15 protein-coding genes and 12 pseudogenes are annotated in these 23,458 nt (G+C 59.8%); 16 read left to right on the top strand and 11 right to left on the bottom strand.

The features are described 5' to 3' along the window. A partial coding sequence (locus LB557_RS30960) for a hypothetical protein (protein ID WP_224713153.1) occupies positions 1–205 on the top strand: 205 nt, incomplete at its 5' end. A 402-nt stretch (positions 206–607) separates the two neighbouring features. Beyond that, positions 608–1,430, top strand: a pseudogene (locus tag LB557_RS30965) (IS5 family transposase). A 25-nt stretch (positions 1,431–1,455) separates the two neighbouring features. On the opposite strand, the gene LB557_RS30970 reads toward LB557_RS30965, so the two are convergent. Next, positions 1,456–1,641, bottom strand: a complete 186-nt coding sequence (locus LB557_RS30970) for a hypothetical protein (RefSeq protein ID WP_202596442.1) — start codon at positions 1,639–1,641, stop codon at positions 1,456–1,458. Between the two features lie 41 nt (positions 1,642–1,682). Between LB557_RS30970 and LB557_RS30975 the strand changes: the two genes are divergently transcribed. Genes LB557_RS30975 through LB557_RS30990 form a run of 4 tightly spaced genes read left to right on the top strand, consistent with a single transcriptional unit; the run spans position 1,683 to position 6,994 of the window. Further along, complete coding sequence (locus LB557_RS30975; RefSeq protein WP_080680396.1) at positions 1,683–2,870, top strand: ABC transporter ATP-binding protein; 1,188 nt, start codon at positions 1,683–1,685, stop codon at positions 2,868–2,870. A gap of 12 nt (positions 2,871–2,882) precedes the next feature. Beyond that, positions 2,883–3,998 (top strand): ABC transporter substrate-binding protein, encoded by a 1,116-nt coding sequence (locus tag LB557_RS30980; RefSeq protein ID WP_051371445.1) that lies wholly within the window; start codon positions 2,883–2,885, stop codon positions 3,996–3,998. Continuing rightward, complete coding sequence (locus tag LB557_RS30985; RefSeq protein WP_051371444.1) at positions 3,998–5,809, top strand: ABC transporter permease subunit; 1,812 nt, start codon at positions 3,998–4,000, stop codon at positions 5,807–5,809. The genes LB557_RS30980 and LB557_RS30985 overlap by 1 nt, the downstream gene beginning before the upstream one ends. Positions 5,810–5,815: 6 nt before the next feature. Further along, complete coding sequence (locus LB557_RS30990; RefSeq protein ID WP_080680397.1) at positions 5,816–6,994, top strand: M24 family metallopeptidase; 1,179 nt, start codon at positions 5,816–5,818, stop codon at positions 6,992–6,994. A 352-nt stretch (positions 6,995–7,346) separates the two neighbouring features. Here the strand turns inward: LB557_RS30990 and LB557_RS30995 are convergent. The 6 genes and pseudogenes from LB557_RS30995 to LB557_RS31020 all read right to left on the bottom strand — a co-directional run. Then, positions 7,347–7,700: pseudogene (locus tag LB557_RS30995) on the bottom strand (transposase); the annotation flags it as partial. Positions 7,701–7,724: 24 nt separating this feature from the next. Further along, positions 7,725–7,844 (bottom strand): annotated as a pseudogene (locus LB557_RS31000) (transposase domain-containing protein); the annotation flags it as partial. Positions 7,845–7,958: 114 nt separating this feature from the next. Continuing rightward, a complete protein-coding gene (locus LB557_RS31005) occupies positions 7,959–8,960 on the bottom strand; it encodes a tyrosine-type recombinase/integrase (protein ID WP_027033269.1) in 1,002 nt (333 codons plus the stop codon). Then, the gene (locus LB557_RS31010; RefSeq protein ID WP_027033270.1) at positions 8,957–9,880 is read right to left on the bottom strand and encodes a tyrosine-type recombinase/integrase; all 924 of its coding nucleotides are present in this window, start codon (positions 9,878–9,880) and stop codon (positions 8,957–8,959) included. Before LB557_RS31010 ends, LB557_RS31005 begins: the two co-directional genes overlap by 4 nt. After that, a complete protein-coding gene (locus tag LB557_RS31015) occupies positions 9,877–11,118 on the bottom strand; it encodes a site-specific integrase (RefSeq protein ID WP_027033271.1) in 1,242 nt (413 codons plus the stop codon). The genes LB557_RS31010 and LB557_RS31015 overlap by 4 nt, the downstream gene beginning before the upstream one ends. A 180-nt stretch (positions 11,119–11,298) precedes the next feature. Further along, a pseudogene (locus LB557_RS31020) lies at positions 11,299–11,873 on the bottom strand (IS66 family transposase); the annotation flags it as partial. A gap of 191 nt (positions 11,874–12,064) precedes the next feature. Between LB557_RS31020 and LB557_RS31915 the strand changes: the two are divergent. The 5 genes and pseudogenes from LB557_RS31915 (at position 12,065) to LB557_RS31045 (ending at position 14,914) form a co-directional block, all read left to right on the top strand. Then, positions 12,065–12,436, top strand: a complete 372-nt coding sequence (locus LB557_RS31915) for a site-specific integrase (protein ID WP_224713154.1) — start codon at positions 12,065–12,067, stop codon at positions 12,434–12,436. Next, positions 12,328–12,738 carry a hypothetical protein gene (locus LB557_RS31030; RefSeq protein ID WP_082222373.1) on the top strand — a complete coding sequence of 137 codons (411 nt, stop codon included), beginning with the start codon at positions 12,328–12,330 and terminating at the stop codon, positions 12,736–12,738. The genes LB557_RS31915 and LB557_RS31030 overlap by 109 nt, the downstream gene beginning before the upstream one ends. Then, positions 12,662–13,284: pseudogene (locus LB557_RS31035) on the top strand (tyrosine-type recombinase/integrase). The gene LB557_RS31030 and the pseudogene LB557_RS31035 overlap by 77 nt, the downstream one beginning before the upstream one ends. Positions 13,285–13,320: 36 nt before the next feature. Continuing rightward, positions 13,321–14,094 (top strand): tyrosine-type recombinase/integrase, encoded by a 774-nt coding sequence (locus LB557_RS31040; protein WP_202596441.1) that lies wholly within the window; start codon positions 13,321–13,323, stop codon positions 14,092–14,094. A gap of 4 nt (positions 14,095–14,098) precedes the next feature. Continuing rightward, positions 14,099–14,914: a tyrosine-type recombinase/integrase gene (locus tag LB557_RS31045; protein ID WP_063827826.1), complete on the top strand. Its 816-nt coding sequence runs from the start codon at positions 14,099–14,101 to the stop codon at positions 14,912–14,914. 65 nt (positions 14,915–14,979) lie between these two features. Here LB557_RS31045 and LB557_RS31920 read toward each other — a convergent pair. Together LB557_RS31920 and LB557_RS31055 are read right to left on the bottom strand one after the other, a co-directional pair. Then, a pseudogene (locus LB557_RS31920) lies at positions 14,980–15,201 on the bottom strand (IS66 family transposase); the annotation flags it as partial. Between the two features lie 383 nt (positions 15,202–15,584). Next, positions 15,585–16,910, bottom strand: coding sequence for a GlxA family transcriptional regulator (locus LB557_RS31055; RefSeq protein ID WP_318013389.1), 1,326 nt, complete (start codon positions 16,908–16,910; stop codon positions 15,585–15,587). Between the two features lie 531 nt (positions 16,911–17,441). Between LB557_RS31055 and LB557_RS31060 the strand changes: the two are divergent. The 4 pseudogenes from LB557_RS31060 to LB557_RS31075 all read left to right on the top strand — a co-directional run. Continuing rightward, positions 17,442–17,612 (top strand): annotated as a pseudogene (locus LB557_RS31060) (transposase); the annotation flags it as partial. Positions 17,613–17,789: 177 nt separating this feature from the next. Continuing rightward, positions 17,790–19,335 (top strand): annotated as a pseudogene (gene istA / locus LB557_RS31065) (IS21 family transposase). Between the two features lie 16 nt (positions 19,336–19,351). Further along, positions 19,352–20,127: pseudogene (gene istB, locus LB557_RS31070) on the top strand (IS21-like element helper ATPase IstB). 107 nt (positions 20,128–20,234) lie between these two features. Next, positions 20,235–20,333: pseudogene (locus tag LB557_RS31075) on the top strand (cytochrome BD quinol oxidase subunit I); the annotation flags it as partial. Positions 20,334–20,569: 236 nt separating this feature from the next. On the opposite strand, the pseudogene LB557_RS31080 reads toward LB557_RS31075, so the two are convergent. Then, positions 20,570–21,622, bottom strand: a pseudogene (locus tag LB557_RS31080) (IS110 family transposase). A gap of 65 nt (positions 21,623–21,687) precedes the next feature. Here LB557_RS31080 and LB557_RS31085 point away from each other — a divergent pair. Then, positions 21,688–22,426 (top strand): annotated as a pseudogene (locus LB557_RS31085) (IS3 family transposase); the annotation flags it as partial. Positions 22,427–22,449: 23 nt separating this feature from the next. Here the strand turns inward: LB557_RS31085 and LB557_RS31090 are convergent. After that, positions 22,450–23,457, bottom strand: coding sequence for a hypothetical protein (locus tag LB557_RS31090; protein WP_224713155.1), 1,008 nt, complete (start codon positions 23,455–23,457; stop codon positions 22,450–22,452). Between the last annotated feature and the right edge of the window lies 1 nt (position 23,458).

Here is a 23,458-nt window from a genome sequence, read left to right on the forward strand (position 1 = left end):
CAAGGGAGGGCAGGAGGTTACTTTTGTCCGGCTCCCCTATCTGCGCCAATCGAAAAAGCTGACGCACTTCCGATCATTTTCCCTACTTAAGGCAGAGGAAGTAATGACGGTACTTCATTGTATTTTTAGCGTCGTGCTTAGAGGCGGTGGAAAGTTTTCGACAGAGTTTTTGGCTCAGCTCCGCGCCGTGCTGTTCCACGAATAATACCAGAGCGAATTAACTTCAAATTCACGTATGCCATTGCAGCGCTCAGTCGGTCCATATTATACAGGAATTTGCCGGGATACACTTTGCGCGTTTTAGCAAGAGGCGCGATCTATCCCCATACTCTCCATAAGCTTGCAAATGTGATCTACCATCGTGAGAGAGTTGACAAGTCTTGGGTCAAAGGGGTGACGCCTATGTACAACGAGGCGCTGGTGGCCAAAACGCGGTCACCGAGCCTCTGAATGCCTTGGTTCGCCGACTTGCTGGGTTCCATTGCTAGGGGCGTGTCTATACGATCGAGTATGACCTGCTGCGTGTAGGCCTCCGACGGCTAAGAGGCCGTTTGGAAAATCGAGGGTTGGGGTTTTGCGGTGAGGCTATTTGTGATTCAAGCTGTGGATGTGGACCAAACAGAGCCGTGGGCGGATGGCCCAGATCGCCAAGAAGACCAAGCGTTACCCGTCTGATTTGACGGACGAAGAATGGTACCAGATCGCCCCGCTGATGCCCAAGCCCGGGCGGCGTCGGGGCCGTCCGCGCGAGGCTGATTTCCGGGAGGTGATCAACGCCGTGCGCTACCTGGTCCGCTCCGGTTGCGGCTGGCGGATGCTGCCGATCCACTTCGGGCCTTGGCAGACGGTCTATGGCTGGTTCCGTGAACTGGCGCGGCGCTTTCTGTTCCAGACCATCCACGACGTGACGCTGATGCTGGATCGCGAACGGGCTGGGCGCGAGGCCAGTCCCACGGCGGGCGTGATCGACAGCCAGTCGGTGAAGGCTTCGGCCCCTGGCGCGCAAAGAGGCTATGACGCCGGCAAGAAGATCGTCGGCCGCAAGCGCCACATTGCAGTCGATACCGACGGGCGGCTCTTGATGGTCAACCTGACGCCAGCCGACATCTCCGACAGCGCCGGCGCGCAGGCCGTTCTCGACGGCATCCGCAAGCGCTGGCCCTGGGTGAAGCATCTGTTCGCCGACGGCGCCTACGATCGGCTCAAGCTCATGGACAAGGCCGCCTATCTCGACTTCGTCATCGACATCATCCGCCGATCCGACGACCAGAAGGGCTTCCACGCTCTGCCCCGTCGCTGGGTCGTCGAGCGCACCTTCGGCTGGATGACCCGATGGCGACGCCTCGTACGAGCAGCGCATCGATGTCTCTCACGCCATGATCCTCGTCGCCATGGGCGGCAACCTGCTACGAAGAACCGCTCATCCATGAATTTCCAAACGGACTCTAAGAAATTTCAATCACAACGCTCTTTTGCGAATTTTTCTTCAACAGGCCGCCCACATTGACGCCATTTCGCCTCGGAGAGGATGCTTAATGCAGGTTGATGTTGTGGAAAATGATCACCGATACTTTCGCTCGTGATCGCCGAAGGAGTGCGGATCAACCGCGCCGATAGCCTAAAAGAGGAGAACTGGGACATGACGTCTCATTCACATCCATTAGCCTCACGTGGAGGCGTCGATGCCCAGAGGTGAACCGCTGCGGTTAGAGCGACTTTGTAAACAGTACGGCAGCGTGCGAGGGGTTAATGACTTGTCGGTTCAAATCGAGGCCGGCGAATTTGTCTCATTTCTCGGACCAAGTGGTTCCGGCAAGACGACAACGTTGATGATGGTCGCGGGGTTCGAAACGCCCACCTCCGGCCAAATCTTTGTCGGCGCCCGACCAATAACCGGGCTACCCGTGCCTAGACGCAACATCGGAGTTGTATTCCAGAATTATGCGCTATTTCCACATCTATCCGTTTTCGAGAACGTGGCATTTGCGCTCAAGATGCGCAGAGTATCCGGCTCTGAACTTCGAGCCGGTGTCGCCGAAGCGCTCGATCTTGTTCAACTGAGCGGCTATGAAGCGCGGATGCCGCACGAGTTATCCGGCGGCCAACAGCAGCGAGTTGCCTTGGCTCGCGCACTTGTGTTTCGCCCAGGCGTAGTCCTCATGGACGAACCGCTTGGTGCGCTTGACAAACAGCTTCGCGAGCATATGCAGCTTGAGCTGAAGCGCCTTCAGAAGTCCCTTGGAATAACTGTGGTCTTCGTCACACACGATCAAAGTGAAGCGCTCACGATGTCTGATCGAATCGTGGTGATGAATAAGGGCAACGTCGAGCAAATCGGGACGCCTGAAGAAATATATGAGACTCCGCAAACGCGCTTCGTTGCAGGTTTCATCGGCGAGTCCAATTTCCTTCGCACTCATATTGTTGAAAGTAGAAAAGACGGCCCTCTCCTTGACCTGGCCGGCCTGCAAATTCGAGCGATGTGGCAGGGATCCGATAGCCTGCAGGGGGCTGTGACCCTCATGATCCGACCCGACAAGATCATCCCTCTCGACCCCGGCGTTCGCACTGATAATGAATTCGAAGGTGTGGTCGAAGAGGCCGTCTACCAGGGAAATGTCATTAAGTATCGTATTCGGTTACGTGCAAAGATTCCAGTGTTTCTCACTTTAGCAGCACCGAGCCACGCCCGATCTCAGCGATTCCATGTCGACCAACAAGTTAGAATTGGCTGGGACGCGCGGGATGGACGACTTCTTTCTGATGAGGGGGAACAATCAATCCCCGGCAAACCCAATAATCGCGTCGCGGTGTCAGCTTTCGCGGGCGTTACTGCAACTGCAGATCGTATGGCAATCGTATCTTTATAAGGGAATGATCTCATGACGTACAACATCAACCCCAGCCGACCGACCCGGCGTCAGACGTTAAAGCTAATTGGTACTGCGACCAGCGGAGCGGCGCTTGCGATTGGCGCTCCAGGCATTTTACGGGCGCAAGAATCGAAACTTGTCGTAGTCTCCGGCGGTGGATCCTATGAGGAGTCGATCCGCAAGGCAATAATTGATCCCTTCCAGCAAGAAACAGGGATCACGGTGACTTACGTGTCCCCGGAAGATGACGCGAAACTCAAGGCGCAGGTCGACAGCAACAACGTGCAGTGGGATGTAGCGGAGGTCGACACCTTCGCTTTTCGACCGGATGCGTCAAAGTACCTCGAGGAAATAGACTATGGCGTTTTCGATAAGGAAACACTGGACAACCTTGTGCCGGAAGCAAAGACAACATACGGCGTAGGCTCGTACGTCTATAGCACCGTTATGGCGTTCTCGACGACCGAATACCCGGCGAACAAGCCACGCCCGCGCTCATGGGCTGAGTTTTGGGACGCCGACAAGTTTCCGGGGCCACGCTCTCTTAAAACGTGTTCGAACTCGGATGTCACGACAATCGAATTTGCATTGCTGGCGGCCGGGGTGCCGAAGGACAAGCTGTATCCAATCGACTTCGACTCCGGATTCGCGTCCCTCGATCGCATCAAGTCGCACATAACCAAATTCTGGAGTGTCGGAGCCGAACCCGGTCAGCTCCTGTCGAACCGTGAAGTCTCGATGTCCTCGGCATATAATGGTCGAATGGCAGCCCTGAAGACACAGGGTGCCGCCGTTGATTACCAATGGAATGAGGGGGAGCTTAGCCCGGTCTACTGGGTCGTGCCGCGGGGAGCAAAAAATCGGGCCGCGGCCATGCGGTTTGTGGCCTACCAAGCCTCCGCGCAGGCGCAAGCGCGTCTAAACAATCTCATCTTCTATGGTCCAATGAACCGTGCGGCTTTCAAGTACATCGACCCAAAGGTTGCTGCAGACCTTCCCACAACTCCTGAGAACATTGCTAAACAGTTCTTCCGCGACCTGTCATACTGGGAAACTAAAGATTTATCTGGCAAATCTAATACAGAAATTCTCGTTGAGCGCTGGATAAAATGGACGGCTAGCTAATGGCTACTCCATACCATGTTGTGAGATCGGCCATCGCATGGCCGGTCAACAACCGGGAAGCCTCGCTCTTACTTGCTCCAGCAGCGCTTCTGCTTGGGGTTTTCTTCTTCATCCCGCTTTCCGGTCTGCTCTCTCTCAGCCTGCTCGATCCCGGGCCAACCTTCGCGCATTACCACGAGTTTTTGGATAACCCAACGAACTGGATTATTCTAGCCCGCACCTTCGCACTCGCAACAAAGGTTACATTGATCTGCCTTCTACTAGGCTATCCGCTAGCCTACTGGATAGTCTCGGCGCGCACTTGGGTCGCCGCGGCGCTACTGCTTGCGGTCGTTCTGCCGTTCTTTACCAGCTACCTCGTGCGCACATATGCATGGATGGTGCTTCTGGGGCGTTTTGGTGTAATCAATCAGCTGCTAATGGCAACTGGCCTTACTGAGCGCCCTGTCGACCTTATCTACAATCAGTTCAGCGTACTCGTAGCTATGGTCTACATCCTCATGCCCTATACGGTGCTGGTGCTCATTAGCGTGATGAAAGGGATTCCATACAGTCTGACGCGTGCTGCTGCCTCTCTAGGAGCCTCCGCGGCACAAAATTTTTGGCGCGTGTTCTTTCCGTTGAGCGCTCCGGGTGTTATCGCAGCCGGCCTACTGGTCTTCGTGTTCGCACTTGGGTTCTACATCACGCCCGTACTGCTCGACGGTCCGAACACGATGATACTGCCAATGCAAATCGACAGTTATGTAAACGGCACGCTCAATTGGCCGCTTGCGGCCACCGCTGCCACCGTGCTGCTTGCGATCACGCTCGTACTTTATTCGATTTCCAACCGTTTCGTCGATAGCGAGCGCCTGCTCAGTTCTAATCAGAGTACTGCCCACTCTGCGGGCCACACCGCGCGTCATTCAACTAGCGCATACATTCAACTCATTGATTTCGTTGCCGCCTTAGTGCGTGGCGTCGGACATGGAATCCGCTTTCCCGCCGGTATCGGTAGAGGCTGGGAGCGTCTGGCGCCGGGCAGAAAGCTGCTGCGCGGATTAAGCTTGCTCCTTGTTGCCTTCCTTGTCAGCCCGATCCTAATCATTGTCCCGATCTCATTCAGCTCTTCGCGCTTCCTCGACTTTCCGCCCCCCGGCCTGTCGCTGCAATGGTACCAGGCCTATTTCACTAGCGCTGCGTGGGTTTCTGCGACCTGGGAGAGTTTGGGAGTTGGAATAGCTGTGGCATGTCTAAGTCTTGCCATTGGTTCAGCGGCTGCAATGGCACTCGTGCGCGGCAGCCCGCGAATGCGCCGAATCGGATACCAGCTCTTGCTCGCACCGATGATCGTGCCGTCGATTGTTAATGCGGTGGCTCTCTACTTTCTCTTTGCGCGACTGCATCTTATCAACACGTCGTTCGCGCTTGTGACGGCGCACAGCATAGGCGCCGTTCCACTAGTAGTGTTGATCGTCGCCGCAAGTCTACAATCACAAAATATAATACTTGAATATGCGGCTGCTAGTTTGGGAGCGTCAAGGGTCGTTACGATATGGCGAATCGTGCTCCCTCTTATTCGTCCAGCTTTGATAGTCTCCGGATTTTTTGCATTCTTATCATCGTTCGATGAGGTCGTGCTATCACTTTACTTGAGTGGCCCAGATACTACTACTCTGCCGATCAAAATGTGGTCGGGAATTCGGGAAGAGATCACGCCAACGATTGCTGCGGTGTCCAGTCTATTGATCGCGTTCACGATTTTTATCTATGTCAGTGTGGCCATATTCCGCCAAGCGGGTGAACGGCAAGCCCAACAAGTGAGATAGTCTCCAATGAATACATCTCCGACGCTGAATGAACCTGTTAACACCGAGATGAATTTCCCTGCAGAGGAATATCGGGCGCGGGTGCAGCGCACGCAGGAAGAGATGGTAAAGCACGATCTTCCAGTGCTACTCCTACATCAGCCTGAAAACATCTACTATCTCAGTGGTCTACATGGTGTTGGTTATTTTTCCTACCATGCTTTAGCGGTTCCCGGCAGCGGCGACCCGGTGCTGATCTTGCGTGATGTGGAAGTCCCGGCGGCGCAAAGTACGTCCTGGGTGAAAAGCCACGCGACCTATTCAGATGTTGCAGATCCGCTCGCCGCTTGGCTCGACACGGCGCGCAGAGCTCTGGAAGGCCTCGGCTCGGCAGAAGGACGGGTAGGTGTGGATGACCACTCATGGTTCTTGACACCGGAACGACGGACGGTACTGCAGAGGGTGCTGTGCGATGCAAGCGTTGTCGCAGAGCCGCGCATTGTCGACCACCTCCGCCTGATAAAATCGCCGCGAGAAATAGATTATCTGCGGGGCGCCTCGCGCTTGGTTGAAGCAGGCATGCATGCTGGCATCGAGGCTATCGCACTCGGTGTCACGGAGCGGCAGATTGCCAATGAGGTGTGGAGCGCATTGGTGAAAGGCGGGTCGCCGGCGATGGGGCTGGGCGGTGTCATCACTTCCGGCAATCGAACAAATCTCATACATGGCGGCTATTCGGACCGTCGCTTGGAACGAGGTGATACTGTCTACTTTGAGCTCAACGGGCTACATCAACATTACTGGGCACGTTTGATGCGTACCGCCATTGTTGGGCAGCCCAGCGCTGAGCAGCAGCACATCGCTGAGACAATCATCCGCGTGCAAGACGATGCCATCGCGTTGATGCGGCCGGGCACACCAGCCAGCGTGATTGACCGAGCTTGCCGCGAGCCGCTGCTGGCAACGGGGCTTCGCAAGACATATACCAACCGTTCCGGTTATTCGCTTGGTCTCAACTACCGCCCCTCCGCCGGCGAATTTATCCGCGAGTTCGTGCCGGGCGTGGAATGGGTCCTGGAGCCGGGAATGGTATTTCATATGCTGATGATGGCAGCCGGTATGGGCTTTAGCGAGACCGTGCTGGTGACGGAACAAGGCCCGGAACGCCTAACCTGCATGGAGCGCAAGCTCTTCTCATGCACTTGAGAACCCACCAACGATGACTAAATTCAAACCGACATAGCCATCGCTCAAGTGATATCCTGGTCTTTTGTCTGAAGACGGCCTTCTCGCATCAACCGTCGACGGCTGCTCCATAGCCAGATACTTCATTCGCCAAGCGTCCACTTAAATCTGAGAGCCTTCTCTGTGGGGTCGTTTGGTCAAGATGCTCCTGCACTTTTTTCTTGACCGTTCCGTGGGTCACTCGCTTCTTTTCGCGGTCAGCGCTTGGGCCGCCGACGTCTCAATCTGTTTCACGACCTTGCCGCGCTTGGGCCGGCAGGTTCGGGACTCTCAACGAGATCGCCTCGCCCATCGTCCCCCAGGGAACGATCCGGGCGTCGCCCTTTCCAAAGCGCTCGGTCGCGTCGGCCCACATGCCATGCAGAATGACGGCCAGTTTGCGGGCGACCGCGACTCGGGCTCGTGCCATGCCGCGCCGCCTGGCGATGTTCATGCCCCATGCTCTGAGGCTCGACCACTTCTTCGATCGCACCAGCAGTGTGTGGGCCGCCTCATAAAGCGCGGTGCGTGCAAGTTCGTCGCCGCATCGGCTGACCTTTCCCTGGATGTCGGTTTCGCCGGACTGGTAGCGTGCCGGCGTCAGTCCCAGATGCGCCCCCACCGCCTGCGACGAGCCGAACCGCTCAGGCCGGTCGATCGTGGCGCGGAAGGCGAGCGCCGTGATCGGCCGTAAGCGGGCAGTTGAGGCCGTTCAGCTTTGGCAATTCCAGGGCATGAGGGCGTCGATACCGCTGTTTGGCCAGCCATCAGCGATGCGATCGAGGGTCTGGGGGAGCCAGGCGTGCGGATCGACCAGGTTCATCTTGGCGGTTTATGCCGACTGCCGAACTATGCCGAGCGCCTCTTCCGATCATGGCGGTATGAAGCGCTTTGCCCGCCATTTCGACCAAGAACCGGTCGTTGACACTCGGCATAGTTCTCATGCTCAAAGGGCGTTCAGGAACTCAAGAAGCCGGTCGTTTGGTCGAAATCGTTCGGCCTTTGCGCGTTCGTATGGCTTCAGCTTGGCAAGTGCGGATTCCTTCAGCTCAAGATGTGCGTGAAGATAGGTCAGCGTCGTTTCCATCGCCTCATGGCCCAGCCATAGGGCGATGACCGAACAATCGACGCCCGCCTGCAGCAGCTCCATGGCAGCGCTGTGCCTCAAAACATGGGGCGACACCCGCTTCGAGCGGAGGGTGACGCAGTGTTCGCGAGCCTTGGCGACATATTTGTTCAGCAGCGCCTGCACGCCGTCGGCGCTCAGCTTGCTGCCGTGCATGTTCGGGAAGAGAGCCGTTGCACCCCGCTTCCTGGGCTCGTTGAGCCAGCCCCGAAGGGCTTGCTGTGCAACCTTGGTGAGCGGCGTACTTCGCTCCTTGCGGCCCTTGCCAACGCATCGCACGTGGGCACCGTGCCCCAGCATCACCGAGTGCCGGTCGAGATCGATGATCTCCGAGACCCGCAACCCCGTTTGCGCGGCCAGCAACAGCAGAGTGTGATCACGCCGTCCCAGCCATGTGCTGCGATCCGGACAGGCCAGGATCGCTTCAATCTCGGGCCTGGTGAGAAACTGAAGCTGTCGCTTGTCGCATCGCTTGCTCGGGATCGCGAGCACGCGATGAATCTGGGCGCTATGGGCCGGCTCCTCGAACGACGCATATCTGAAGAAAGACCGAATGGCCGTGAGGCGGAGGTTCCGGGTCCTCACTGAGGCGGATCGCAGTGTCTCGAGGTCCTCCAGGAATGCGCCGATGAAAGGCGCGTCCAAATCCCGCAGTGTCAACTGCGACGGAGACCTGCCAAGGCGTGTCTGCGCGAATGCAAACAGGAGCCGGAAGGTGTCGCGGTAGGAGGCGATGGTGTTGGAGCTTACGCCTCGATGTCGCATGAGCCGATCGGTGAACCACCGCTCGATCAGCACGGCCAGATCGTTCGAGGCACTCATGAGCGAACCTCCCACCGCTCATCCAGCAGTCGCGCGGCATGGGTCATTAGCTCCGGCGCGGCGGATAGATACCAGTAGGTGTCGCGAACATTGGCGTGGCCGAGAAAGGTCGAGAGGACTGGCAGTTCCCGCTCGACATCTTCGCCCGCACGATACCAGTTGGTCAGGGCCTGGACAGCGAAACGGTGACGAAGATCGTGAATCCGCGGACCATTGCGCTGCCCCCGCTGCCGCAGACCGATCTGTCGCGACAGCTGCCAGAACACCCGGTGCACGTATTGGTGCAGCAATCTGCCGCCCTGCTCGGCGACAAAGAAATAGGGGCTACGAGGTGCGACGAGATGCACGTCGCGTCGCGCGGCATAGTCCGACAGCACGGCGACCGTCGTGGCATGGAGCGGGACCAGCCGCGACTTGCCGAACTTCGTCTCCCGAATGGTGAGGATACCTTGGTCGAGATCGACGTCGTCTCGGCGCAGGTCGAGCGCTTCGGAATGGCGTAGCCCGGCGACCGCTATCAATCCGAACAGACAATGATATGTCCAGCGACGCAGGGCGTTGGCCGGCGGCAGCGACAGTGCCGCCGCCAGAAGCGCCGTGATCTCAGCATCGTTATAGATGTAGGGCTTTGCACGCCGCGCCGGCGACACAGCGTCTTGAGGTGGCACTTCCGTCATGGGGTCGAAATGAGCGAGGTGCTGAGCGAAGCAGCGCACATCGGTTAGGCGGATGGACCAACTCGGTTGTTGGCCGATCAACGTCACCCACTTCATTGCCAGCGCCGTGGTGACGGTCTCGGCGCCGCGAGCCTCCATGAAGGTGACGAAATCCGACAACCGTCGAGCGGGGCCATGATACTTGTATCCCAATCCCTGGCGCATGCCCACATAGCGCTCGAGCGCTGTTCGAAGACGGCTCATTGGACACCTCCCGGCCAGGGCAGGCTCAGTTCGCGCAGCTTCTCGATGTCGAGCTTGGCATAGATCCTTGTGCTGTCGATGCTCCGGTGACGAAGCAACTGGCCGATCTCGGCAAAGCTGGCCCCCGACCGCAGCAGGTCGGTCGCAAGGCTGTGGCGGAAGAGGTGCGCGCCGTGGTGCGCATAGCCGTGAATACCCGCCCGCTCGAGGGCCTCCTTCGCGATCATCGTGATGGCGCAGCCTGAGGCAAAGCCGACGTGCGGAGCAAGCATTCGCAGAAATAACCGGCGACACGGTGAAGCCGGCCGCCCATGCCGGATGTAGGCGACGATAGCTGCACCGACGTCGTGGCGTAGCGGCATCATCGCTTGCCGCCGTCCCTTGCCATGGATGAGGACACTGCCCAACTGCCAATCGATATCGTCAAGACTGAGCGCGGCAACCTCGCCGGCGCGCAAGCCCAGCTTGGCCAGCGCCATCAAAACCGCATAGTCGCGAAGCCCCATTGCCGTGGTCAGATCGCAGGCATCGAGAACCACCTGAACCTTCTGTGGTGGCAGGAAGGTTGGTAGGCCAGCAAGCCGCCAGCGACGGATCGACGGCACACAATCGGCCAAGGCCACCGAAATGAAGCCCTTCAGATGCAAATAGCGCAGGAAGGCGCGCACCACCCCGCACATCGCCTTGCCGCTGTCGGCGGAGCCATCGAGAGCATGTCGCTCGACATAACCGATGACGATCTCCGGGGTGAGCGCTGCAAACCCATCTGCGCCAGCCGGACAGACCTCCTGCAGAAATCGGCGTGAGAGCAGCTTGTGGCTTTCCACCGTCGAGGCGGCGAGCCCTCTCTCATTCGTGAGGTAAGCCGCGAACACATCAACAATCTGCTCGTACTCCGTGCGCTCAATCGGAAGGGCGGTTGGTATCAAACCTTCTTGCCGTAACGCGGCAAGCAAGCGCCGGAGCGCCGATCGGTCGCCCGAATCGATGCTCCAGTGTTTGGAACGGTGCTCAAGAAACCGCTCAACATGAACTTCGCTTAAATCCTGGAGATCGTGCCCGTTGCCGACATGCCAGTCTCTCAACTCACGAAATAGGCTTAGCGATCGCCAGGTGCATTGCCGACCGAAGCCTTCGTCCGACAATCTGCCCGCATAAACGCGTGCAAACTCGCCATACGGCCCGTGGATCAGCTTCCGATACAGTGTGCTGCGTTGCAGATAGTCACTTGCGTTCATGTGTCCTCTCCTTCGCGTCTATTGCGACGGAGAGAGCCTAAGCTATGCCGATCCAGCTACCGCTACGTTGAGGAAAGTGTTGGTAAAAACTTGCTCACTCGGCATAGTTCGACGGTCGGCAAAAAGCTGCTTATGCCGCGCGCGGCATAAGCAGGTGGCCAGCAGCGTAGCGATGGTGGCCTATGTCCGCCCGCCGCCGTCGCTGCCAGCGAAGAGGCTGGTCTTTCGTGTAATTGTCTGCGGCCTGATCGCACGTTCGACGGCGTTGGAGTCGAGCTCGATACGGCCGTCGGCGAGGAAGCGCTCGAGCGCGGCACGCCGACCGAGCGCATAGCGGATCGCCTCGGCGGGCTTCGATTTACCCGACAGCTTCGGCAGCTCGTTTTCCCACGGCCTGAAGAGCGCGGCGACGATGGCGGCGGATTTCTCCTGACGCGCTGCTATTCGTGCTGCCGGGTCCTGGCCGGACGGCCTCCTCGATGGCCCACAGCGGGGCCATATGCACCACGGTCTGCGAGGCGATGGTGGACGAGCTCGCGGCATGCAGTTCGTAGAACTTGCGCCGCGTGTGACCAACAGGCCGCGATCGTCACCGCGTCATTGGCCCGATCGGGCTTGGCCAGCCGGTCATAGGCGGCGTATCCGTCGACCTGCAGGATGCCGCGATAGCCGTCCAGATGGCGGGCAACACATTCGCCGGTGCGGCTGTCCTTGAAGCGATAGACAACGATGGGCGGTCCGCTGCCGCCAAAGGGCCGATCATCCCTGTTATGTAGATCTCTCCATAAGCGCGATTATGCGCACCCGTTGATTATGCGCAGCTCACCGGGACAGCTAGCCAGTTTTCTTCGGTAGATCAGTAAGATGGTAGCCGGCATTCGAGCTATGCGATGCGCATAATCCTAGTGCTTCCTTCCGAGCGCACTCAACTCGGTAGGAGATCTACATGCAAAAAGCGATCATCCTTCAGCCACAGCCCCGCGCTTGGTTGGAAGACAGTATTCTTCGGCCCTTTGTTTCGCAGTACGGTGAGCAGTTGCAGCGAAGGCGATATGCGCCGAGCACGCAGCGCGCCTATCTGTGCTGCGTCGCCCACTTCGCCCATTGGCTGACTCAAGAAAGGTACGACCTAAAAGCGATCGGCCAGGGCGCTGTTATGCGCTTTCGGAACACCAGCCGGCGTGCGCCTGCCCCGACCCGGTCCGTCGTTTGCGTCATGAGCTGCAGGCGGCTCTGGGTCATCTTCTCGAGGTGCTCAAAGCTGGCGGCGTGGTGCTCCAGTATCCGGCCCGCAAATCCGCCATCGAACAGGAGCTGACGCGCTTCGATGCCCACATGCGCTACGTCTCGGACAACACGCGTCGGAAGCGTTGCCGAGTGGTCGAAGGATTTCTTGTCGAGCATTTCGACGAGCAGCCGATCTCCATGGCGACCGTCAGCGCCACATCCATCCGCCGCTTCGTCCTTGGCAAACAGGGGCGAAGACCCGCCACCGTCGCCGCGAACGGCGTCATCATTGGTCTGCTATCTGCGCTTCCGCAGCATGTCCGGCGACTGGGTAGGCGATCTGAAGGCCGCGATCCCCAGGGTCGCACACTGGCGGTTGGCATCACTGCCTGAGGTGCTGACCGACGCCGAGATCGACGAACTGCTGAGTTCCTTTGATCAGACGTTCCCGTCGCGCCTGCGGGCTTATGCGATGGTGCGGTGTCTGATCGATCTCGGTCTGCGTTCCAGCGAAGTCGTCAAGCTGCAGCTCGACGACATCAACTGGGCCGGTGGCACGATCAAGCTTGTCGGCACCAAGAGCCGACGCGCCGATGCTCTGCCCCTGCCGTCCGCTACGGGAGCGGCGATTGCGGCCTATCTGCACGAGGAGCGGCCCGCGACGTCGAACCGGGCCATATTTGTTCGCCAGAACCGATTACGACCAAGAGCGTCAAACGCGCGGTACTGGCCGGCTACCGAAGATGTGGATGGATGCGAACCGGCGTCCACATTCTCCGCCACAGCATGGCCAGCCGACTTCTGCGCACTGGCGCGCCGATGAAGGAGATTGCGGACATCCTGCGGCATCGAAGCCTCGATACGTCCGCCATCTACGCAAAAGTCGATCTGACCAACCTTGGAGCCGTGGCCTTGCCGTGGCCGGGGAGCGCGCAATGACCGGCGCGCGCACTGCTCTCACTGGCAAAGGACTATTTGTCCGAACGCCGCGCCCTTGGTTTCGCCCTCAGGATGGAGGGTCATCAAATCACCTCTTTCGCCCTGTTCGCCGACGGGCGCGGCCATAGTGGCCCGCTCACCAACGATATCGTCCTGAACTGGGTGCAAGGCCAGGCCAAGCGGACCAGTCCCTTCTCATGGGCCCGACGCCTCGAAGTCCTTCGCCCGTTCGCGAGGTATCTGGCCCGGCTCGATCCCGACACCGAGTTCCCCCAGACCGCGACCTTTGGTCGTTCACACCGCCGCCTCGCACCGCACATCTATTCAGAGCGGGAGATCTGCGACCTTGTGGCCGCCGCTTGGCGCCTGGGCCCCGAGGGCGGATTGCGGCCGGCAACCTACGCGACAATCTTCGGGCTGATCGCCGCTACGGGTCTGCGCCGGTCAGAAGCACTCCACCTGCGCTGCAGCGATGTCGATCTCGATGGAGTCTTCCTCACGATACGGAACACCAAGTTCCGCAAGTCGAGGCATGTGCCCATACACGCCACCGTCGTAGCCGAGCTACGGCGCTATCTGGCGGTTCGGGCGCGTCATGGTGCGCTTACCGAGGACTCACCCCTATTTCTGTCTCCGGCGGGCGGATTTATCGCCAAGCGGCGCATCAATAAGGCTTTCCAGAAGCTTCGCACCAACCTTGGTTGGACCCGCGCGGGGCGGCCATGGCGCGGTGCGCCTTCACGACCTGCGCCACACTTTCGTTTGTCGTCGTATCCAGCTCTGGCACGAACATGGCGCCGATATCGATAACGCCATGGCGGCGCTCTCGACCTACGTCGGCCACGCCAAGATCTCCGATACCTATTGGTATCTTGCCGGCGTCCCGGAACTCATGGCGATCGCGGGCAAACGGTTCGAGTTCTTCGCCTCTACGGTTGGAGGGATCGTCATGTCTGATTCCAAGCTGACACCGTCCTTCCCCAGCCTGCTTCAACGCTTTTTCATCGCGCATCTCGGCAATCAGCGAGCCGTCAGTTCGCGCACCATCGCCGCCTATCGCGATACCTTCCGATTGTTGCTCGGCTTCGCCGAGGCGACGGCACCCACCCGGCTGACTCTGACCGACCTCGATGCGCAGTTGATCCTCGGCTTCCTCGACCACTTGGAGAAGGAGCGGAGCAACGGCGCCCGCACGCGCAACGCCCGCCTGGCGGCGCTCCGCTCTTTCCTCAAGTATGCCGCCCACTACGACCTAACCGCGCTGCCCGTCATCGAACAGGTGCTAGCCCTTCCGATGAAACGGTTCGACCGGCCGGTCCTGGGATTTTTGTCACGCGAGGATATGCAGGCGATCCTTGACGCACCGGATGCGCGGATCTGGGCGGGTGAGCGGGATCGCGCGCTGTTCAGCATGATGTACAACACCGGCGCCCGCGTGTCTGAAGCCATCGGTCTGCGCGTCGGCGAGGTCGTCGTCGACGGCTCGGCGGTCGCGCACCTGCATGGCAAGGGGCGCAAAGACCGCAGCGTGCCGCTCTGGCGTACGACCGCCAACCCGCCACGACGCACATGTACCTTAGGCGGATCTTGCCATGAAGGAGCGCTACGCTCAACCGACTGTTGCCCATGACGGCCAGTCAAGGCCGATATCGGCCGCCGGACCAGCTCATGCAGTTCCTGTTGAGCCTTTAAGAGTTATGCGCAGTTCGCCTCTTCGAAATAGTCTGGGAAGCCGATGGTTAGCGGGTCCTGTCCCGGTGAGCTGCGCATAATCAACGGGTGCGCATAATCGCGCAGATAGGCCCACGAATAAGCCATCTTGGCCTTACCCGATCCCGGCGCCAGCGTTGGCAGCGTGGTCTCATCGGCAAAGACCCGCTCGCCCTGCTTGATGCGGGTCAGCGCGTACTCGGCCACGGCTCAAGCGTTGCCTGCAAAGGGCCTTCGCCCTAGCCGACGGTATCGAAACCTTCGCCGCCTCGACCATCGCCGGCAAGCGTCGCGCACTGGAGCGAAGTCTGGACGACAACTTCGCCACCACAACGTCGTGCGATCTGGCCCGCGACATCCAAAACAAGTTCAGGCGAGCTCGCGATCAACTTTTGACCTTTGCCCAATGGCCAGGAATGGTCGACGCAACGAACAACGCCTGCGAACGCGCCCTCAACCTATTCGCCGCCGCGTTTCTCGTCTGCCGATGGGCAACAATCCTGATCGGTCACGTTACCGCTCACAACACAGCGACTCCTTCGAGTTAATCGTGCTCAGAGGCTTCGCAGAGAGCCCTTGGGGAGATCTCGCTAGGATGAGCGCTGAGTATTGGAACTCAGTCTAGAAGCGCAAGCAGCAACCTCCGCAATATCGTCGCCAAGTCGGCGATTAGCAGTAGCAGGGATGTGCCCCGGTTTTTCGCCGAGCTGCCCTCCGACGAGCGGATTATACGGGTGATCTTGTCCGACTTCGCGCAAAAACAACCGAGTTTGATGTGGGGCGCAGCCGTGCATGATTCGATAAACTTTCGCGAAATGTGATGCCGAAACGAATCCGCACGCTATCGCTATCTCGATAACTGATAGCCTCGAGGTGCGAAGCAGCAACTGAGCGCGTTCCAGACGAAGTTCTAGGTAGTAGCGGCTCGGAGTACGTCCTAATTCCCGCTTAAAGAGTCGCTCGACTTGGCGGCGCGTAAGTCCAATCGCTGCCACCAATCCATTGATTGATTTGGGGTCGCAGATATGTGCCTCCATCTGATCGATGATTTGGACGACTGCCTTGTGATTGAAACGTATGCGGGAATTTGGGGGGAGGCGTTGACGATCTCCAGCCGAGCGAACACGACATGCAACGGCCTTCTCGCAGATGCGATTTACGACGGCAACTCCATGGTCGCGTCCAACTAGATCTAGAAATGTGTCAAACGATGCGTCTCCGCCAGAGCAGGTATACAGGTCACCGTCTCTTTCAAATGCGGCTTGTGTAGCTATAACGCTTAGAAATTGCTCCTGAAATAGCGGGAATTGCTCCCAGTGCACTGCGCAGCGGCGACCCTCCGCAACCCCCGCTCGAGCAAGGACAAAGGTTCCGCCGCCTATGCCGACGAGGCGTGCGCGACGGTGGCGGCACTCTCTGAGCCAAGCCTCCAACTTGCTGTCATTGCGAGGGAGGGAACGGCCTCCGCACACTATGGCGATGGGAGCTGGAGTTGATCGCAGGTTGCGGTCACGCTCCGAGCGCAAACCCACCGCCGGACTTATGGTAATGCCGCAGCTCGACGTTACCGGTTGTCCGTCACCCGAAACAACCTGACAACTGTAGGCGTTTTGCCCGGTCGCTTCATTCGCCAGCGTAAGCACTTCGATCGCAGAGGAAAAAGCATAGAGTGAGAAGGCCGGAAGCAGATAGAAGTTGCATCTAAAGGATGCCGTCTGCATGTTTCGCATTAGGGCCTCGTTTATCGACACTTCGAGCCTCGCGCGGGTTGAGGTGCGGTCAGTTGTTGCAAAAATGAATGCCTTAGCCACGATCGTGAGTACATTCTTTGTGCCCGGGTAACTCGTTAGGATTGGACAGACGCCACCCCCAAAGGATTGTTCGATGTCCGCCAGGGAGCCTGGTCGCCGTCCCATACGAGGCTTCGATGCAAGAGGCCCTGAGGGTTCGTCCGACGCGAAGTTTTGGAAGCCGCTAGGCAAATGCCGGCAGTCTTAAGCTCGAATAGCCTAGGACCCTATGAGATGTTAGCTCCTCAACTCTGTTCGCTACGGATCTCGACCCCCGCTTTGAGACTGTTAGCCCTCTCCACGTGACAGGCTAATATTATCCTGATCGCAAGCGAGTTATCGCCAAAAGCTGGTACGGCTTGGAATGGGTATTGCAAACGTCGCAGGCCGGCGAGAGACTCTCCCATTATCAGGCGACAGTCCCCTCGGAGGCTGCCGCAAAGATAGCCGGCGGTTGGTGCAGCCGACTCCCAATCAACGACTTCTCCGTTTGGCGATTTTTTCTCAATCTCTCCAGTGGAGATCGGCCAGCGAGCCGATGCCGCGAGAGGTGCTGGCAGAAGTTGCAATCTTACCTTCTCATCGACGGTGTGACCTGCCACTGAGAATTTCCACCATCTGAGATTAGAGTCCGGGCCTTGATTGAAGGACGGACTGATGAAGAGAAAGCGGTTTACGGAAGAGCAGATCATCGCGGTTCTCTGCGCGAGCACGAGGCGGTGCAAAGCGGGCGATCTGGCCCGCAAGCACGGGGTCTCCGAGGCGACGCTGTATAACTGGAAGGCGAAGTATGGCGGGATGGACGTGTCGGACGCCAAGCGCCTGAAGTGCGTGTTTCGGTAATTCCCGGACACCCTTTTCGCTAAATCCCGGACAGTGATTTCAGTAATTCGCGGACAGCGATTCCGCTAAATCCCGGACAGTTTTCGGGAGCGGATTTAACGGTCGGTTCTCGGCTGCGCCGTTCTGGCAGTTTGGCCTCTCACGATGACGTTGAGAGGGGCCATGCCGAGACGGAAGCAAGCGAGACGAACGAGCGTGAGGGATATCCAAGCGATCTTGCGCCTGACCCATGAGCAGGGTCTTTCGGTGCGTGAGGTGTCGGAACGGCTGAAGGTCAGCAAGACGACGGTATCGACCTATTTGCTGCGGGCGCGGGAGGCCGGGCTGGCATGCTGGCCGCTGCCGCCCGGCCACGACGAGGCGACGCTTGAGCGGCTGCTGTTTGGCCGTGCCGGTCGTCCGCCGCAAGACCTGAGCGAACCGGACTTTGCGCTGATCGCCAGGGAGTTGAAGCGCAAGGGGGTGACGCTGACGCTGTTGTGGCAGGAGTATCGCGCCGCCCATCCCGACGGTTACGGCTACACCTGGTTCTGCGAGCACTTCGCCGCTTTCGAGCGCCGGACGAGCGCGACATTCCGCAACCGGCATGCGGCGGGCGCGGATGCAGACGGACTATGCCGGGCAGACGGTGTCGGTGATCGATCCGGCGACCGGCGCCATTTACCCGACGCAGATTTTTGTCGCGGTGCTGGGCGCCTCCAATCTGACCTTCGCCTTTGCCAGCTCTAGCCAAAAGCTGCCGGACTGGATCGAGGGCCAGGTGCGAGCGCTCGCCTTCTTCGGCGGCGTCACCAGAGCGATCGTGTGCGACAACCTGAAGGCCGGTGTCGTCAAGGCGCTGTGGTTCGAGCCGACGCTGAACGCGACCTTTGCCGCCATGGCCGAGCACTACGATACCACCATCCTGCCGACCCGCAGCCGCAAGCCGCGCGACAAGGCCAAGGTCGAGGGCGCGGTGCTGATCGTCGAGCGCTGGATTCTGGCACGGCTGAGGAATCGATCCTTCTTCTCGATCGCCGAGCTCAACGCGGCGATCGCCGAACTGCTCGAGGAGTTGAACAACCGGCCGATGCGCCATGTCGGCCAAAGCCGCCGCGAACTGTTCGAGGAGATCGAGCGGGCTGCCTTGAAACCGCTGCCGGCAGCACCGTTCGAATACGCCGAGTGGAAGTCGGCGAAGGTGCATCCTGACTACCATGTCGAGGTCGACAAGACCTTCTACTCGGTGCCGCACCGGCTGATCGGGCGCACCGTCGAGGTGCGGCTTACTCATCGAGTGGTCGAGATCTTCCACGATCACCAGCGTGTCGCCTGCCATGTCCGTCGCTCGCAGCGTTCCGGCCAGGTCACCGTCAATGAACACATGCCCAAGGCGCATCAGCGCTACGCCAACACCACGCCGGCCAGCCTGATCAGCCGGGCGGCCGGGATCGGCCCCAACGCCGCCATTCTGGTCGAGCGCATGATGCGCGACCGGCCGCATCCGGAACAGGGATACCGCTCGGCCATGGGCATCCTGTCGCTGGCGCCGCGCTATGGGCCGGAGCGTCTCGATGCCGCCTGCGAGCGGGCGCTGCTGATCAACGCGATCGCCTACACCTCCGTCACCGCCATCCTCAAAGCCGGCCTCGACCGGGCCAGCTCCGCAGAACCGGCAAAGCCGACACCCCAGCACGCCAACATCCGCGGCTCCACCTATTACCAGTGAAGGAAAGGAAGAAAGAATGCTGACGAACCCCACCCTCGACCAGATGCAGGCCCTCGGTCTGGCCGGCATGGCCACCGCCTGGCGCGAGCTGGCCGAACAGAACAACGCCAACGAGCTCAGCCGTGACGAGTGGCTCGGCCTGATGCTCGACCGCGAGGTCGCTATACGGGCCGACAAGCGCGTCCGGAACCGGCTCGCCTCAGCCAGGCTGCGCTTTCCCGAAGCCTGCATCGAGGACATCGACTTTGCCGCGCCGCGCGGGCTCGACCGGCGCGGCACCATGGCGCTCGCCCAGGGCGAATGGCTGAAAGCGCATGAGAACCTGATCGTCACCGGCCAGACCGGAACCGGCAAGTCGTGGCTGGCCTGCGCCTTCGGCCGGCAAGCGGCACGGCTCGATCATTCCGTGCTCTATGTGCGCGTGCCGCGCCTGTTCGAGGATTTGGCGCTCGCTCGTCTCGATGGCCGCTTCCCACGCCTCATTGACAAGCTCACCCGCGCGCAACTGCTCATCCTCGATGACTTCGGAACCCACTCCCTCACCGACCAACAGCGCTTCCATCTGTTCGAAATCGTCGAGGAACGCTATCGCCGCAAATCCACCCTGATCACCGCCCAGGTCCCGGTGGCCAGATGGCATGACCTGATCGCAGACCCACCGTCGCCGACGCCATTCTCGACCGGATCGTGCACAACGCCCACCGCATCGTGCTCCAGGGCGATAGCATGCGAAAGCAAAAGGCCGCGCCCCTCTTGACCGGCGTCGAAAACGGCGAAATCAATCATCCATGAATGCAACAAGGCACCCGAGGACCGTCGCCGCCAAACTGTCCCGACATTAGCGAAATCGCTGTCCGGGAATTAGCGGAACCCCTGTCCGGCTTTTGCGAAATGCGCACCTGAAGGCCTTGGAAGACGAGAATGCCAAGCTGAAGAAGCTGCTCGCAGACCAGATGCCTGAAGCCTCGGCGCTGCGTGAGCTTCTGTCAAAAAATGTACGGTCCGCCCGTCCGTGCAAGGGTTCGCGACATCGCCGATGACGATTCCAGTTGCATAAATGTATCCGGCCTCTCGCGAGTGAGCTGCTGTTGCAGCCAGGCCATGATGAGATCCGCGCACGCCGTTCCCAATAAATGGTTCGGGCACGAAGCCCACTTTTTTGCACAGGGCTTACGGCATGCTGATCCATTGTTTCGTCATCACTATTCCCGAGCCTTGCAATCGAGCCGGAGCGTCAGGCGAAAGCAGGGCCCCTGCGTTCGTAGAGCGCTCCCGGCTTGGTCAGGACAACCCAGACAATGCGCGCCATCTTGGCGGCAAGTGCGACAACAGCTTTGTTCGGGTGCATACGGCCCTGCAACCCGTCAAGCCAGCTTCCCAGGCGATCCTGGGTTCGATCCAGGTGACGGAAGCATGATCGCGCGCCATGAACGAGCAGCTTGCGAACGTAGCGGTTCCCGCGCGTTGCTGATACCGAGTAGCTTCTGCTTGCCTCCGGTCGAGTATTCTCGAGGGACCAGCCCCAGCCATGCGGCCAGCTCGCGAGCCTTCTGGAACTGGCATCCGGTGCCGACGGCCGCTAGTAGCGCGGTGGCTCCCAATGCTCCGATTCCGGGGATCGTCATGAGCCGGCGGGCCACATCTTCTCGGTCTGCGATCGCTGCGATCTCCCTCGTCACGTCGTTGATGCGCTGCTCCAACTGGCGCAGATCTGCGAACAGGTCCACGAGCAGTTTGCGCATTGCCGGCGAGAGGTCATTCGAAAGGTCATCGAGAACCAGTGGCAAGTCGAGCTTGAACAGTCCGGCGCCCTGTCTCAATGCGATGCCGTATTCCAGGCAAAATGCTCGCATCTGGTTGATCAGACGGGTTCGCGTGCCGATCATCTGGTCGCGCACCCGATGCAAAGCTTGGAGGTCGGATTGCTCCTCGCTCTTGATCGCGGCAAATCGCATCGTCGGTCGCGTGGCTGCTTCGGCGATAGCAGCGGCATCGATGATGTCGCTCTTGTTCGACTTGACGTATGGCTTCACGAACTGCGCTGGGATCAGGCGACCCTTGTGCCTCAGTGCCTGAAGTCTCCTGGCGATCCATTGCGATCCAGCGCACGATTCCAACCCGACGATTGCCGGCGCTGCCCGCTCAAAGAACTTCATCAACGTATCGCGTCGGAAGCGAACTCGCTGGACGGCTCGCCGTCGCTGTCCAAGCCCACGACGTGGAAGATGTTCTTGCCGATATCGCCACCAGAGACGGCCGCAGGGCGCGGCGCATTGCGTGGGGACATTGCAACCTCCTTTGTTGTGACTGCCCAGATGATGCTGCGGGAGGACGGGGCGGACCATCCCATTAATGGTAGGGCCCGCCGCCAAGCGCGAACCCGTCGCGCATCTGCAGGCCGTCATGGGCCTGTCGGAGCGCCGGCCTGTTCCTTTGTGGGCGCTGATCGCAAGATGATCCGCTACCAGTCCCGGCGTCCGCCCGAGACGGAGCTGCGTGGTCGGCTGCGTGACCTCGCCAACTAGCGCCGACGCTTCGGCTACCGGCGGCTGTTCATCCTGCTCGGGCGCGAGGGCGAGGCATCTGGGGTCAACCGCATCTACCGGCTGTACCGCGAAGAAGGACTGGCCGTGCGCAAGCGACGCTCCAGGCGCCGAGCGGTAGGGACGCGGGCTCCGATCCTGGTCCAGGCGAAGCCGAATGCACGCTGGTCGCTGGATTTCGTGCATGACCAGTTCGCCTGCGGCCGGAGGTTCCGCGTGCTCAACATCGTCGACGACGTGACGCTCGAATGCCTGGCGGCGATTCCGGCCGCCGGGTGGCGCGTGAACTGACGGAACTGATCGCCCACCGCGGCAAGCCGGGCATGATCGTATCCGACCACGGCACCGAGTTCACCTCGAACGCCATCCTCGCCTGGTCGAAGGATCATCGGGTGGAATGGCACTACATCGCGCCGGGCAAGTCGATGCAGAACGGCTATGTCGAGTCATTCAATGGATGGATGCGCGATGAGCTCCTGAACGAGAGCCTGTTCTTCGGCCTGGATCACGCCCGCAGTGCCATCGCTGAATGGACGGGGGACTTAAATCCTGTTTCATAACGCCCATCTGTCTATGTCGTTGAAGTAAATAGGTTTTGTTGATCGGGATGCGATCTTGTGGGGTATTTTGGATTCTGCCGCGCACGATGAACGATGCTCTGAGCCGCCGGTTCGCCGAGCGTTGATCGGCTGAAGATCCACGGGCCATCCGGCAGAGGATGAACGCCTTCGATCTCGCCCGCCTCGGCGGCGAGCCTGAGGGTCTTCGGTGCTACGCCGAGAAGGCGCGCCGCCTTGTTCAGGTTAAGCCATGGCTCTTTGCCGTCCGCCGCTGGCCGGAAGACAGGGATCTTATGATGCGACCTGTGTGCGGTGACCCGTTCGCGTGTCCATCGATTGCCGTGGCCGGTCACCAGTCCATTGCGGTTGAGGATGCCGGCAATCAGATCATCATTGGCGATGAGCACCAGTTGGCGGACGGCCGAGATGATATCGCCGGACGTGCTGTTGCGCTGTCCACGGCGCCGCTTTGGCAGGCGCAGTTCAGTATGGACGCCGCCAACCCAATGGATCAGGAGAACGATATCTGACGCTTCTTCATCGATATCGGCGACCACCTCGTGGATGACGGTGCGCACGATGCGCTTCTTGAGCCTCGCGTCGGTCGTCGGCGCCGACCAGACAGTCTTGAGATCGGCGGCGAGCGCGGCGACGTGTATTGGCGACAGAAGTGATGGTTCCAATGTCGAGCCATCATGCGCGGCAATCCGGCTCTCTATCTCGCCGACACGCGTGAGCGCCCGGTTCCATCGCAACTCCAGTTCCGCCGCGACCAGCCGGTTCTGCGGATCGATGGCGTCGTACTGCCGGAATGCCCGATCAGCGCTGTAGCGTGCCGCCTCGAGATCGCGCACCAGCGCATCACGAACCTGATCGCGGCGACTGGCCGCTTGTGCTTCGGCCTCGACGGCAGCGGTAATCGCTCCCGGCTCGACAACCCGCAGAAGAGCTTCCTCGATGGCGTCGTCGACGCGCAATCCTCCGAATGCGATGCAGCGCGGCTCGCCATTGTCGAGCAAG

The organism is Mesorhizobium sp. BR115XR7A, from assembly GCF_020165315.1.
Lineage (GTDB): Bacteria > Pseudomonadota > Alphaproteobacteria > Rhizobiales > Rhizobiaceae > Mesorhizobium > Mesorhizobium australicum.

Bases quoted from the DNA above. Each gene is read 5' to 3' on its own strand.
- LB557_RS30970 (WP_202596442.1), bottom strand. From the start codon at position 1,641: ATGTCCCAGTTCTCCTCTTTTAGGCTATCGGCGCGGTTGATCCGCACT.
- LB557_RS30975 (WP_080680396.1), top strand. From the start codon at position 1,683: ATGCCCAGAGGTGAACCGCTGCGGTTAGAGCGACTTTGTAAACAGTAC.
- LB557_RS30980 (WP_051371445.1), top strand. From the start codon at position 2,883: ATGACGTACAACATCAACCCCAGCCGACCGACCCGGCGTCAGACGTTA.
- LB557_RS30985 (WP_051371444.1), top strand. From the start codon at position 3,998: ATGGCTACTCCATACCATGTTGTGAGATCGGCCATCGCATGGCCGGTC.
- LB557_RS30990 (WP_080680397.1), top strand. From the start codon at position 5,816: ATGAATACATCTCCGACGCTGAATGAACCTGTTAACACCGAGATGAAT.
- LB557_RS31005 (WP_027033269.1), bottom strand. From the start codon at position 8,960: ATGAGTGCCTCGAACGATCTGGCCGTGCTGATCGAGCGGTGGTTCACC.
- LB557_RS31010 (WP_027033270.1), bottom strand. From the start codon at position 9,880: ATGAGCCGTCTTCGAACAGCGCTCGAGCGCTATGTGGGCATGCGCCAG.
- LB557_RS31015 (WP_027033271.1), bottom strand. From the start codon at position 11,118: ATGAACGCAAGTGACTATCTGCAACGCAGCACACTGTATCGGAAGCTG.
- LB557_RS31915 (WP_224713154.1), top strand. From the start codon at position 12,065: ATGCAAAAAGCGATCATCCTTCAGCCACAGCCCCGCGCTTGGTTGGAA.
- LB557_RS31045 (WP_063827826.1), top strand. From the start codon at position 14,099: ATGGCGGCGCTCTCGACCTACGTCGGCCACGCCAAGATCTCCGATACC.
- LB557_RS31055 (WP_318013389.1), bottom strand. From the start codon at position 16,910: ATGGGACGGCGACCAGGCTCCCTGGCGGACATCGAACAATCCTTTGGG.